Source organism: Streptosporangium amethystogenes, assembly GCF_000721075.1.
GTDB classification, from domain to species: Bacteria; Actinomycetota; Actinomycetes; order Streptosporangiales; family Streptosporangiaceae; genus Streptosporangium; species Streptosporangium amethystogenes.
On record NZ_JOEQ01000003.1, the window covers coordinates 63271 to 75696 of the forward strand.

12 protein-coding genes are annotated in these 12426 nt (G+C 68.6%); 5 read left to right on the forward strand and 7 right to left on the reverse strand.

What is annotated here, in order from left to right; all coding sequences use genetic code 11:
- Window positions 1-75: 75 nt before the first annotated feature.
- The 6 genes from IG98_RS0103490 to IG98_RS0103515 form a co-directional block, all read right to left on the reverse strand.
- Window positions 76-1047, reverse strand: coding sequence for a sugar-binding transcriptional regulator (locus IG98_RS0103490; protein WP_245651386.1), 972 nt, complete (start codon window positions 1045-1047; stop codon window positions 76-78).
- A gap of 61 nt (window positions 1048-1108) precedes the next feature.
- A complete protein-coding gene (locus tag IG98_RS0103495) occupies window positions 1109-2602 on the reverse strand; it encodes a sugar ABC transporter ATP-binding protein (protein WP_030905275.1) in 1494 nt (497 codons plus the stop codon).
- Window positions 2602-3558 carry a substrate-binding domain-containing protein gene (locus IG98_RS0103500; protein ID WP_030905279.1) on the reverse strand — a complete coding sequence of 319 codons (957 nt, stop codon included), beginning with the start codon at window positions 3556-3558 and terminating at the stop codon, window positions 2602-2604. Before IG98_RS0103500 ends, IG98_RS0103495 begins: the two co-directional genes overlap by 1 nt.
- Window positions 3559-3620: 62 nt before the next feature.
- Window positions 3621-4640 carry an ABC transporter permease gene (locus IG98_RS0103505; protein WP_051751547.1) on the reverse strand — a complete coding sequence of 340 codons (1020 nt, stop codon included), beginning with the start codon at window positions 4638-4640 and terminating at the stop codon, window positions 3621-3623.
- Window positions 4641-4688: 48 nt separating this feature from the next.
- Window positions 4689-5495 (reverse strand): SDR family NAD(P)-dependent oxidoreductase, encoded by an 807-nt coding sequence (locus tag IG98_RS0103510; protein WP_051751468.1) that lies wholly within the window; start codon window positions 5493-5495, stop codon window positions 4689-4691.
- Window positions 5492-7018 (reverse strand): FGGY family carbohydrate kinase, encoded by a 1527-nt coding sequence (locus IG98_RS0103515; RefSeq protein WP_051751470.1) that lies wholly within the window; start codon window positions 7016-7018, stop codon window positions 5492-5494. The genes IG98_RS0103510 and IG98_RS0103515 overlap by 4 nt, the downstream gene beginning before the upstream one ends.
- 398 nt (window positions 7019-7416) lie before the next feature.
- Between IG98_RS0103515 and rfbD the strand changes: the two genes are divergently transcribed.
- A complete protein-coding gene (gene rfbD, locus IG98_RS0103525) occupies window positions 7417-8277 on the forward strand; it encodes a dTDP-4-dehydrorhamnose reductase (protein ID WP_030905289.1) in 861 nt (286 codons plus the stop codon).
- A 51-nt stretch (window positions 8278-8328) separates the two neighbouring features.
- On the opposite strand, the gene IG98_RS0103530 is transcribed toward rfbD, so the two are convergent.
- Complete coding sequence (locus IG98_RS0103530; RefSeq protein ID WP_030905292.1) at window positions 8329-8925, reverse strand: dTDP-4-dehydrorhamnose 3,5-epimerase family protein; 597 nt, start codon at window positions 8923-8925, stop codon at window positions 8329-8331.
- A gap of 240 nt (window positions 8926-9165) precedes the next feature.
- Between IG98_RS0103530 and IG98_RS0103535 the strand changes: the two genes are divergently transcribed.
- From IG98_RS0103535 to IG98_RS0103550, 4 genes are all read left to right on the forward strand, one after another.
- Window positions 9166-9396, forward strand: a complete 231-nt coding sequence (locus IG98_RS0103535; protein WP_030905294.1) for a hypothetical protein — start codon at window positions 9166-9168, stop codon at window positions 9394-9396.
- Between the two features lie 352 nt (window positions 9397-9748).
- Window positions 9749-10600: a DUF4429 domain-containing protein gene (locus IG98_RS0103540; protein WP_245651387.1), complete on the forward strand. Its 852-nt coding sequence runs from the start codon at window positions 9749-9751 to the stop codon at window positions 10598-10600.
- A gap of 6 nt (window positions 10601-10606) precedes the next feature.
- A complete protein-coding gene (locus IG98_RS0103545; RefSeq protein ID WP_030905299.1) occupies window positions 10607-11746 on the forward strand; it encodes a sensor histidine kinase in 1140 nt (379 codons plus the stop codon).
- Window positions 11743-12426, forward strand: coding sequence for a response regulator (locus IG98_RS0103550; RefSeq protein WP_030905302.1), 684 nt, complete (start codon window positions 11743-11745; stop codon window positions 12424-12426). Before IG98_RS0103545 ends, IG98_RS0103550 begins: the two co-directional genes overlap by 4 nt.

The window sequence follows — 12426 nt, forward strand, 5'->3', positions numbered from 1 at the left end:
TACCGAATTACTATTCTAAATAATACCGTCACAGGGCCAGGTGGCTCCTTTCGGGTTCTGCGCCGGTTCTTCCGGTCAGCTGTCGGCGACGAGCGCCTGCGCGGTCTCCAGGTCGGTGACGATGACGTCGACCCATCCCCCGCGAAGGGCTCCGCGGATGGCCTCGAACTTGCGCGCGCCACCGGCGATGCCCACGCGTCGCGGTGTCTTCAACAGCGCCTCGACGCCGATGCCCACGACCAGGTCGTTGAACTCGGTGTCGATCGGCCGGCCGTCGGCGTCGAAGAAACGCATCGCCACGTCGCCCACCGCGCCGAGTTCGCGCAACGTCCGCATCTGCGCCTCGGACACGGCGTTGCCGGAGACCTGGAGCAGTGGCGACGGCGTGACACTGCCGATGCCGACGAGAACATCGGTGAGACGTTCCCAGCTCTGCGCCGTCTCGACGACGTTCGGGTCCTGGAAAAGGGCCTCGCGCGCGGACGGCGTCGCGACGATGCCGGGCGTGGGCAGGAACATGGGGGTACCGCCCACGATGCGGGCCAGCCGGAACGTGAGCTCCGTCGCCTTGAGCTGCGCCTCCGGCTGTCCCACCCCGCCCATGATCTGCACGATGGATTCAGCACGGCGCTGCTTGAGGGGCACCATCGAGTCGACGGTCGCCAGCAGGGTCTCCGACCATGAGGAGAACCCGACGCGCGCGCCGTTCGCGAGCGTCGTCTCAAGGTAGGTCGCCGCCGCCGCTCCCAGTGCCCACATGGTGGAGCGTTCGTCGCCACTGCTCTCGACGACGAGTGCCTGTCGCAGCCCGTACCTCCGTACGAGCTGCTCCTCCAGTTCCGGGTGGACGCCCTCGGGCGGCAACACGACCGTGCGGACGATCCCCATCTCCACCGCCTGCTTGAGCCATCGCGACACACGCGACTGGGAGATGTGCAACTGCTCGGCGATCGCCGGCTGGGTCATGTTCTGCTCGTGATACATCCGCGCGACCTGCACGATCATGGCTACCGAGTCGCGACTCTCATTGCCCGTTCTCCCGATCACGCGGCTTCTCCTTTCTGAACCATCGATGTCACCGATCGCTCCGGTCTGCGGTGGCACATGTTCACTGGGTGGCGTACGCCATGACGCGGTCGGCGGTCGCCTCCGCCGCCTCCATGATCCCCTTATTCCGTCCTTGGGCAAGAACCATGATCCGGTGCGCGAGACCGAGCACCTCTTCCAGGTCCGAGGAGACCACGATGATCGCCTTGCCCTGCTGTGCGAGTTCGGAGATGACCTCGTAGATCGACGCGCGTGCGCCGACATCGATGCCCCGGGTCGGCTCGTCGAGAATGATGACCTTCGGATCCGACGAGAGCCACTTGGAAAGAACGACTTTCTGCTGGTTACCGCCGGACAGGGTCGCCACCGGGTCACCGATGTCGCCCTTGATGCCGAATCGCGCAGCGGCCTTCCTGGCGAATCTGGTGACGCCTGATGGGGTGACGAAGCCGTACCGCGTTATGGCGGCGAGATTCGGCAGCGCGATGTTGTCCTCGATGGTGTCGGAGAGGATGACGCCCTGTCGTTTGCGGTCTTCTGGAATGAGGACGACCCCCACCGCCTTGGCCGCGATCGGATCGTTCGGAGGGAGCGGCACACCGTCGACCTTGATCTCGCCGCAGCGGAGTGGTTCCAGGGAGGCGATGGACCGCACCAGTTCGGTGCGTCCGGCGCCGACGATGCCCGCGATGCCGAGGACCTCTCCGGCGCGCACGGTGAGTGAGATGTCATCGAAGCGGCCTGCCCGGTCGGAGATGCCCTCGACCGACAGCACGACCTCATCGCGCGGAGCGTCGAACTCCGGAAAGAGCCGGTCGACGCTGCGCCCGACCATCTCCCGCACCAGCGTGTCAGGGGAGATCCCCCCGCTGTCGTGCTCCGCGACCTTCTCCCCGTCGCGGAGCACGACGACGCGGTCCGCTATCTGCGCGATCTCCGCGAGACGGTGACTGACGTAGATGAACGAGACACCCTGCGTCCTGAGCGAGCGAACGCACTCCAGCAGCGCGGTCGTCTCCGTCTCGCCGAGGGCGGCGGTCGGCTCGTCGAGGATGAGCAGCGAGGCGTCGAGCATGAGCGCCTTGGCGATCTCCACCTGCTGCTGGCCCGCGACGCTCAACTCCCGGACGGGCTGATTCACCCGGCCGGTGAACCCGACCTTGCGCAGCTGCTCCTGCGCCTGCCGGAGCATCGTCTTCCCGCTGAGGAAACCGGCGCGGGTGGGCCATCGGCCGACCGCGACGTTCTCGGCCACGGTCAGGTCGGGGAGCAGCCGCATCTCCTGATGAATCATGCCGATGCCCCGCGTGATCGAGTCACGTGGCGTCGCGGGTGAGTACGGTCGGCCTTGCCATGTCATGGTGCCCGTGGAGGGCTGGATCGCACCGGCGATGATACCGGACAGGGTGGATTTTCCGGCGCCGTTCTCACCAAGAAGGGCGATCACCTCACCCGGCCGCACCTCAAGATCGATTCCGCGCAGTGCGACGGTGCCCGGATACGACTTCGAGATTCCGCGAACCGTCAGTATCGGGCTCGGAGCGGGCTCGTTCATCACGGATGGTTCGCAATGTACTGGTCGACGTTCTCCCCGGTCGTCAAGATGCCCTTCTGCAGCTGCTCGGCGGGCACCTGCTCCTTCTTGATCAGCTTCAGCGTCGACTGGACGGCGAGCTTGCCCATGAGCGTCGTCTGCTGGGTGACGGTCGCGGCGAGCAGGCCGCTCTTCACCGCCTCAAGGCCCGAGGGATCTCCGTCGAATCCGACGACGAGCATGTCCTTGGACCCCGCGTTGCGCGCGGCCTGGGCCGCGCCGAGCGCGAGCCCATCGGCCCGCCCGAAGATGATGTCGATGTTCGGGTGTGCCTGGAGGAGGTCAGTGGTGATCTGGTAGCCCTCGTCCTGAAGCCATGCCTTGGAAGCCTGGCGTGCGACTTCCTTGATCTCGCTGCCCTCGATGCCCTTCTTGAACCCCTGGTCACGCGCCTCCTCGGGGGTGGTGCCGAGCTGGCCCTGGATGATCGCGAGGTTGCCCTTGTCGCCGGCGTTCTTCACGACCCACTCGCCGAGTTCCTGCGCGGCGGCGACGCTGTCGGTGGCGATGAACGTGTCGCCGGGGGCGTCCTTGGGGTTGCGGTCGACCGTGACGACCGGGATCTCGGCCGACTTCGCGGCGCGTACCGGAACCGTCGCCGCGGCGGCGCCCGCCGGGATGTAGATGAGCCCGTCGACCCCCCGGGTGATGAAGTCCTGGACCTGGCTGACCTGGTCGTCGGCGTCGTTCTTGGCGTCCGCGACCAGGACCTTCACGTTCTCGCGCTTGGCCTCGTCCTCGACCCACTTGCGGATCGCCACGTAGAAGGGGGACTGCTGGTTGGGCATCGCGAGACCGATCGTGATCTCGCCCTCGTCGGCACCGGTGCTCGACGCGCACGCGCCGAGCGTCGTGGACAGTACGGCCGCGGTCAGCAGTCCGACGAACATCTTTGCCGGCCGGCGTGTTTTGTACATTCGGGGGGTTCCTTTCCCGGTGATTCCTATGGGAACGTTCCAGATCTCTTGCCGTCCGGCGGTCATGCGCTTCTCTCCTTGCGGCGCCGGAGAACGTCGGTGAACACGGCGGCGGCGATCACGACGCCGATGATGACCTGCTGGAGAAACGGCGACACGCCAAGGAGGTTGAGTCCGTTGTGCATGACGCCGACGATGAGCACGCCGACGAGCGTGCCGGTGATCCGGCCGACCCCGCCCGCGAGACTGGCGCCTCCGATGACGACCGCGGCGATGACGTCGAGTTCGAGCCCTTCTCCCGCACTGGGCTGGGAGGAGTCGAGACGGCTGGCGAGCACGATGGCCGCGAGTCCGGCCGCGAGTCCGGCCACGACGTACACCCAGGTCGTCACGGCCTGGACCTTGATGCCGGCCAGGCGGGCGACTTCCGGGCTGCCGCCGACCGCGTAGACCGCACGACCGCTTGACCGATATTTAAGGACGGCCCACCCGATGACGTAGAGCACGATCAGCGCCATCAACGTGATCGAGAGGAAGCCGCCGTACCTGGTCGATGCCAGTGAGTAGAACCACTCGGGGTAGCCGGTGATCTGACGTCCGTCCGTGGTCATGTTGGCCAGACCTCGGGCGACCGACATCATGGCGAGCGTCGCGATGAACGGCGGCAGCTTCGTCACTGTGACCGCGAGGCCGTTTACCAGCCCGGCGAGGCCGCCGACCGCCACACAGGCGATCATCGCGATCCACAGTGGCATCCCGCCGTCGTGGGAGAGCCAGCCGAGGACCATCACCGACAGGGCGAACACCGAACCGACCGACAGGTCGATGCCGCCCGTGATGATGACGGCGGTGGCGCCCAGCGCGAGGATCCCGAGTACGGTCACCTGGTCGAGGATGTTGATCAGGTTGATGGGCTTGGCGAAGTTGGGCGCGAAGATCGCCATAATGACGACGAGCACCACCAGGCCCAGGAACGGGCCGCCCACTCCGTCGAGGATCCACGCTACGCCTTTGACCGCGCCGCGCCGTGACCGCCGGCCTTCATCGGCGCGGGGGCCGGCGCTCGCGGGATTCTGGGTCATGGCCACTTCTGGCTCCAATGGGGCTTACGGATGTTCGGATGGTCCATGTCAGTCCATCGACATTCCGCCGTCGACGTTGATCGTCTGGCCGGTTATGTAGGCCGCGGCGTCGGAGGCGAGGAAGAGCAGGAGGTTGGCCACATCGGCCTCGGTGGCGGGTCGCTGCAGCGGTATGTCGCGGATCCACTCCGCCACGAGCTCGCCGGGCCGGTAGTCCCCGAGCTTGGACCCCCAGGCACCATCCAGGTAGCCCCACATATCGGTCATCACGATGCCGGGGCAGTACGCGTTCACCCGGATGTTGTCCTTGGCGAGTTCCTTGGCGAGGGACTGCGTCATGCCGACGACCCCGAACTTGCTGGCCGCGTAGTGCGGGGTGAAGACGAACCCCTCCCTCGCCTGAGCGCTCGCGGCGTTGAGGATCACACCGCCGCCACTCTCGCGCAGCAGCGACACGGCCTCTCGCGCCACGATGAAATGGCCGACCGTGTTGACGTCGAGGACGCGCTTGAACTCCTCCGTCGTCAGGTCGGTGAGCCGTTCGACGCTGATCACGCCCGCGTTGTTGATGAGGACGTCGATGCGCCCCCACTCCTCGGCCGCCACCGCGACGGCCGCCTTGACGGCCGCGTCGTCGGTGACGTCGGCCGTACAGGCGCGCGTGTCGAGCCCGTCGGCACGGAGCCGCTTCGCCGTCTCGTGTACCTCGTCATCGCGGTCGACCAGCAGTACCGCGGCTCCCGCCGCCGCGAAGGAACGGGAGATCGTGCATCCCATGCCCCGGGCGGCGCCTGTCACCAGCACCTTCTTGCCGGCGAAGTGCCCGGCGAAGATGTTCGATGCCTGTTCGTTCATTTATCGCTCTGCTTTCTGGGGGTACCGGGCTGGAATCGGGAGCGTTCGATCGCCGATCGCCACGTCTGATGGCGGGCGTCGGCGTCGGGCCTCTCGATCAGGGGGTCGAACGGCGAGCGGTCCCGGGGGAGGCGAAGGCACTCGTCCGGCGTCCACAGCCCGCAGCCGACGCCGGCCAGATGGGCGGCACCGGTGGCGGAGAGCTCGGCGATGTTGCTGCGTACCACGCGCCGCTGGCTCAGATCGGCCTGCACCTGCATGAGCCAGTCGTTCTGACTGGGTCCGCCGTCGGCGAGCACCGTGTCGATCGGTGAGCCGAGACGTTCCTCGACCGCGGAGAACAGGTCCTCGGTCTGCAACGCCACCGACTCGAACGCCGCGCGGGCCAGATGGCCTGGGCCGGTGCCCAGCCCGAAGCCGCTGACCAGTCCCACCGCCGATTCGTCCCACCAGGGCGCGCCCAGACCGGCGAAGGCCGGTACGAGGTCGACGCCCTGGGTATCGGGAACGGACTGCGCGAGCGCACTGAGCTGCGCCGGGTCGACTCCGAGGATCTTCGCGAGCCACAGCAGCGTGGCGCCGGTCGACAGGATCGTCCCCTCGAAGGCGAAGGCCGGAGCGGGGTCGGCCCACGCGATGGTGGTGACCAGACCGTCCAGGACGCGGGCGCCGGACAGGCCACCGCTGACATCGGCGAGGCCCATGATCGAGCTGCCACTGCCGTATGTCGCCTTCACCTGGCCGGGAGCGCGCACCCCGTGGGCGTACAGGGCGGCGTGCGAGTCACCGAGGATTCCATGGATGCTCGTGCCCCGGGGAACGCCGGGGATGTCGATGAGCGCGGCCGTCGCCTCGGCCGACGCGGAGATGCGCGGCAGGCAGACGGGCGGGATGCGGAACACTTCGAGCAGCTCGCCGTCCCAGGTCAGCGTCTCCAGGTTGAGCAGCTGGGTACGGCTGGCGTTGCCGATCTCGATGCGGTGCTCGCCGGTCAGTGTCCAGGTCAGCCAGGAGTCGATCGTGCCGAGCGCGATCTCGCCCCGGCGGGCCGCCTCGCGGTCGGGATCGACCTGGTCCAGCAGCCATTCGTACTTGAGCGCGGAGAACATGGGGTCGAGCGGAAGGCCCGTCTTCGCGCGGATCTTGGCCGCCCAGCCGGACTCCTCCAGTGGTCGTACCCGATCCGCGGTGCGCCGGTCCTGCCATCCGAGGACCGGGCCGAGGGGCTCGCCCGTCCTACGGCTCCAGATGACGGCGGACTCGCGCTGGTTCGACAGACCGATACCGACGAGTTCGACATCCACCGAGTCCAGGACGGTCACCAGCGCCGCGACAACGCTCTCGCGAATCTCGTTCGCGTCCTGCTCCACCCAGCCCGGAGCGGGGTCGGCCCGGCCGATTCCGACCGAGGACCTGCCGAGGACTCTGCCGTCGGCGCCCACCACGACCGCCTTGCTGGAACTCGTCCCCTGATCGATGGCGGCGACCGCGGGGACACCCCTGGGCATGCTGGCGTCAGCCACGATGATCTCTCCTGCCGAATGTCACACGAACTGCGCGAAAGCAGCGAACGATCGTGTCGTCGCCGCACCACACAGGCTATTTGCATAAATATTCGATAATGAATGGCTGGTCAGTAGATGGTGGCAGCGGGCGGATGAGTGTGTCAACAGTCACGCGTTCAAAGAATTCACTCGCGGAATACGGTGCGGTGAGGGGAATCGACCGGTCAGCGCACGCCCTTGACCTGCTGGCTTCGCCGACAGCCGGACGACACGAGGATCGCGGTCCGCGAGGGCACCGGCAGGCTCGACGACCGCGGACAGGACGGATCGATGCGATGTCTTCCATACACCTCGATCACCTTCCGGCTCTAAGGTGATCAGAACCGGCGGTGCCTGGAGACAAGGGAGAAAACGCCATGACGTGGCTCGTCACGGGGGCGACAGGCATGCTCGGGTGCGAGGTGGTCGCGCTGGCGCGCGGGCGAGGGCACGATGTCGCCGCGCGAATCCGCCGGGACCTGGACGTCTCCCATCGGGACCAGGTCGAGTCGGCCTTCCAGACACTCGCCCCGCGGGTCGTGGTCAACTGTGCCGCCTGGACGGCGGTGGACGACGCCGAGGAACGGGAGCGAGAGGCCTACCGGGTCAACGGCGACGGCCCCCGGCTGCTCGCCGAGGCCTGCGCGCGGCACGGCGCCCGGCTGGTCCATGTCTCCACCGACTACGTCTTCTCCGGTGGCGCGGGCGCCCCTTACCGCGAGGACGACCCGGCCGAGCCGCGGACCGCGTACGGGCGGACCAAGCTGGCCGGGGAGAAGGCGGTTCTCGACGCACTGCCTTCCGCCGCCGTCGTCCGGACGGCATGGCTGTACGGCGCCCACGGATCGAACTTCGTGAGCACCATGCTCCGTCTCATGGCGGAACGGGAGACCGTCGAGGTGGTCGACGACCAGTTCGGGCAGCCGACCTGGGCCGCGGACCTCGCGGACCGGCTGGTCACGCTCGGCGAGCTCGGCTCCGCCGCGGGCGTGTTCCACGCCACCAACTCCGGGAAGGCCAGCTGGTTCGAGCTCGCCCAGGAGATCTTCCGGCTGTCCGGCACCGATCCCGGGCGGGTGCGCCGGACGACCTCCGAGGCCTTCGTCCGGCCGGCGAAGCGACCGGCTTTCAGTGTGCTGGGCCACGCGCGGTGGCGGGAGCTTGGCCTGGAGCCGCTCCGCCCCTGGCGGGACGCGCTGCGCACGGCCCATCCCGAGATGGCGAAGCCCTTCCGCTGAGAAGGTGCGCGCCCGCTCACCGGTGGCGGGCCGCGACAGGCCGACGGGTTCCTACCCGCGGGTCTGCGAGGCGTAGAAGGCCAGGCACTCCTCATAGGAGGGCAGCAGACCGCCCGCGCGCGCCTCGGCGAGGGTGGGCGCCGCGGCGTCCTTGGGCGACAGGAGCGGCTCGATGTCCCCCGGCCAGGTGATGCCCAGTTCGGGATCGAGTGGATGGATGCCACGCTCCCTGGTCGGGTTGTAGCCCTCCGAACACAGGTAGATCACGGTCGCGTCGTCCGTCAGCGCGAGCAGGCCGTGCCCCAGTCCTTCGGACAGGAACACCCCCCGGTGGTGCTCGTCGTCCAGGCGCACCATCTCCCACTGGCCGAACCCCGGTGAGCCGACGCGGATGTCCACGATCACGTCCAGCATCGCCCCTCGCACGCACTTGACGTACTTCGCCTGGCCCGGTGGCACGTCGGCGACGTGAATCCCGCGCAGGGTGCCCCGGCGCGAAACGGAGCAGTTGGCCTGGGAGAGCCGCAGCCGCCGTCCGGTGACCGCGTGGAACTCCTCCTCGCGGAACCATTCGTGGAGACCTCCCCGATCGTCGACGTGGATTTTCGGGTCGTCAATCCATGCGCCTTCGATTTTCAGTGGCTGCATTTCGGCTGCTCCTGATCCCGGCCGTTTACCGGACCGCGTAGAACGTGCTGTGGCTTTTCCCAGCACGATCCGATGCCATCGGCAGACGGCCTAATTCGAGTGTCCGCCGGCGGTCGTGATACCAAAGTCGACGCGGCTCATACTTTAGCCGGAGAACAGGCTCCGTATCGGCGACTTCGGTTGACACGAGAAATGCCGGCGACCGATTCCGGCCACCGCGATCGGCCTTAATCTCGAATCGTGCGTAAATCCTTACAGCTCATCGGGTTCATCATGATCCTCGAAGGCCTCAGCGGGACCATCGACCAGATCGCCGTCCAGCCTGTCCTCGGCGTGGTGCTCAACTTCTTCAACCGCGTCGTCGTCAACAACGTGGCCTTCCTCGAAGGCTACGAGATCTACGCGAACCTGATCCTGGCGGTCCTCGGGATTGTCGTGACCGTCGCTGCGGAAAGGGCTCCGGCATCGTAACCGGCCACACTCCGCACCTTCCCTGTTCCCTGCCCGGATATCAGCAGAGGCCGTGCCTGAACTGTCATGACCATTACCCACCTGTCCGAGGAGCCGGAAATGAAGAACCGGTACCGGACAATGGGGATCGCCGACGAGCAGGTGTCCGTCCTGGTCGCCGACCCGGCCCGCTCGCGCGGAGCGCGGCCGGATCACGGACCGGTCCATCAGGACCCTGCGAATGAGCGGTCTCTTCGCCGCCGACGAGGCGGGTGTCACCGTCGAGGTGTGACAGACCGGCATCTGTCGGGGGGCCTCCCGGATCTCCTAGGGTGACGACATGGCCGAGATCTCCGTTTCGGACGGATCATGGATGTTCGACAGTGAAATCCTCAGGATCGTGCCAGGTGGGGACAGCGACGTCCACGAGCTGCGCAAGACGCTCGGTGAGCTGAGGATCCCCCTCGCGGCGATCTCCGGAGCGTCGTTCGAGCCGTCGCGCAAGGGCGGCAACCTGCAGCTCCGCCTGCGACCCGGAGCCGATCCACTGACCGATGTGGTCGCCGGGCGGCTGTCGGGATCCGTCGACCCGTACCGGCTGGCCGTTCCCAAGGGGCGCACCGGGGCCGCCGAGTACTTCGCCGACGAGGTGCGCACCCAGCTGATGCTGGAGCAGGTGCCGAGCGGTCCCTGCGAGTCGTTCCTGCTGCCCGGCCCCGCCGTACCGGTGTCGGCCTCGGCGGGCGACGGCACGGTGAGCTTCGACGGTGAGCGGATTCGCCTGGAGTGGAGCGTGTTCGCCAAGTCGGTCAAGGAGGAGGCGGGGCCGCAGACGTTCCCGCTGCGGGATGTGGAGGGTGTGGAGTGGGCCCCGCAGACCGGCGTCGGCTACGGCCGCCTCCGCTTCCGTCTCAGGGGCGCCGCCCCCGCCGTGGCACCGGAGAAGGATCTGCACTGCCTGTCCTGGGGCGTGCAGCGGTACGGCGGCTCGACCGTCCTGGTCGCCGCCGCCGTGCTGGCCCGGCTGTCACCCCGTGCCGAGGAGCCGCCCACGCTGCCGCCGACCCCGCCGGACGATCGGCGGCAGCGCCTGGAGGCGTTGGAGGATCACGACCTTCTGGTACGCCGCCTGACCGAACTCGGCGATCTGCACCGCTCCGGTGTGCTCACCGACGAGGAGTTCAGCTCGGCCAAGCGGTCGCTGCTGCGCCGGATGGAGCTCTAACCGGGGATGGATGAATTCGCCGTGCCGCCCGCCTCCCGGCGCAGCGTGCGCGACTGGCTCGTGGACATCGGCCTGTTCCTCTTCGCGGCGGCCTTCGGAATCATGACGGCCGCCGAGCGCATCCAGATGCCCACCCAGGACGTGTCGCCCTGGGTGTTCCAGCTCGACCAGGTGATCGGCGTGCTGGGCTGTGCCGCGCTGTGGCTGCGACGCCGCCATCCGGTCGAGCTGGCCCTGGCCCTCGTCGTCCTGTCGGCCTTCTCCGAGCTGGTCGGGGGCGCCATGCTGGTGGCGCTGTTCACGGTGGCGGTGCACCGGGCGGCACGGACCACGTTCGCCGTCTTCACATTGAGCCTGCTCGCCGCGCTGGTCTACGCCGTGCTCAGGCAGGAGGTCGGCACGTCGCGCGAGCTGCTGTTCCTGCTGGGGGTCACGACCCAGGGCTCCGCCATCGGCTGGGGCCTTTTCGTGCACCACCGGCGCCGGCTCCTGCTGTCGCTGCGGGAGAGCGCCGCCAGAACCGAGGCCGAGGCCCAGCAGCGCGCCCGCGAGGCGATCGCCAGGGAGATCCACGACGTCCTCGGGCACCGGTTGTCCCTGCTGAGCGTGCACGCGGGCGCGCTGGAGTTCCGGCCGGACGCCCCCCCGGAGGACATCGCCCGCGCGGCCAAGGTGATCAGGCAGAGCGCCCATCAGGCGCTGCAGGACCTGCGGGAGGCCATCGGCGTGTTGCGGGCCCCGGTCGGCGAGCTGTCGCAGCCGTCCCTGGCCGACATCGAGGAACTCGCCGCCGAGTCCCGGCGGGCCGGGATGCGGGTGCACCTCACTCAGGAGGTGCCCGGGAGCGTTCCCAGCCGGAGCGCCGGCACCGCCTACCGGGTCGTCCAGGAGGCCCTCACCAACGCCCGCAAGCACGCCCCCGGGGCACAGGTGTGGGTGCGCGCGACGGGGACGCCCGGCCAGTGGCTCTCGATCGAGGTGCGCAACTCCGCACCCGCCGCCTCTCCCCCGGCGCCCGGCGAGGGCTCCGGGCAGGGGCTGGTCGGGCTGGCCGAACGGGTCGCCCTGATCGGCGGGCGGCTGGAGCACGGGCCCGGCGACGAGGGTGGCTGGTGCCTGTCGGCCTGGCTACCCTGGCCGGTATGACCTCCCAGCAGCCGCGGCAGGTCGGCGTGCTCATCGTCGACGACGACCCCCTGGTACGCGCCGGGCTGGTGATGATGCTGGGCGGCGCGCCCGATCTCAGCATCGTCGCGGAGGCGGGCGACGGGAGCGAGGCGCTCTCGATGGCCGCCCGGCATCGCCCCGACGTCGTCCTGATGGACATCCGGATGCCCGTCATGGACGGGCTGACCGCGACCAGGGAGCTCCGCTCCCGCCCCGGCGCCCCGGAGGTCATCGTGATGACCACCTTCGACGCCGACGACCACGTCCTGCGCGCGCTGCGCGCGGGAGCGGCCGGCTACCTGCTCAAGGACACCCCGCCCGCGGAGATCGTGGCCGCGGTGCGCCAGGTCACCCTGGGCAACCCGGTGCTCTCCCCCGTCGTGACGCGGCGCCTCATCGCCCGGGTCGCCGACGACGGCGAGAACGAGCGCCGCACCCGGGCGCGGGAGCGGCTGGCCCGGCTGGCCGACCGGGAGCGCGAGGTGGCCATCGCGGTCGGGCAGGGCAGGTCCAACGCCGAGATCGGCGCCATGCTCCACCTCAGCCTGGCCACGGTGAAGACGCACGTGTCCAGCGTCCTCACCAAGTTCGACCTCAACAACCGGGTCCAGATCGCGCTGCTCGTCCACGACGCGGGCCTGCTCGACGACCCGCGGTGA

Coding starts and splice junctions, on each gene's coding strand:
- IG98_RS0103495 (WP_030905275.1), bottom strand. CDS start 2,602: ATGAACGAGCCCGCTCCGAGCCCGATACTGACGGTTCGCGGAATCTCG.
- IG98_RS0103500 (WP_030905279.1), bottom strand. CDS start 3,558: ATGTACAAAACACGCCGGCCGGCAAAGATGTTCGTCGGACTGCTGACC.
- IG98_RS0103505 (WP_051751547.1), bottom strand. CDS start 4,640: ATGACCCAGAATCCCGCGAGCGCCGGCCCCCGCGCCGATGAAGGCCGG.
- IG98_RS0103510 (WP_051751468.1), bottom strand. CDS start 5,495: ATGAACGAACAGGCATCGAACATCTTCGCCGGGCACTTCGCCGGCAAG.
- rfbD (WP_030905289.1), top strand. CDS start 7,417: ATGACGTGGCTCGTCACGGGGGCGACAGGCATGCTCGGGTGCGAGGTG.
- IG98_RS0103530 (WP_030905292.1), bottom strand. CDS start 8,925: ATGCAGCCACTGAAAATCGAAGGCGCATGGATTGACGACCCGAAAATC.
- IG98_RS0103540 (WP_245651387.1), top strand. CDS start 9,749: ATGTTCGACAGTGAAATCCTCAGGATCGTGCCAGGTGGGGACAGCGAC.
- IG98_RS0103545 (WP_030905299.1), top strand. CDS start 10,607: ATGGATGAATTCGCCGTGCCGCCCGCCTCCCGGCGCAGCGTGCGCGAC.
- IG98_RS0103550 (WP_030905302.1), top strand. CDS start 11,743: ATGACCTCCCAGCAGCCGCGGCAGGTCGGCGTGCTCATCGTCGACGAC.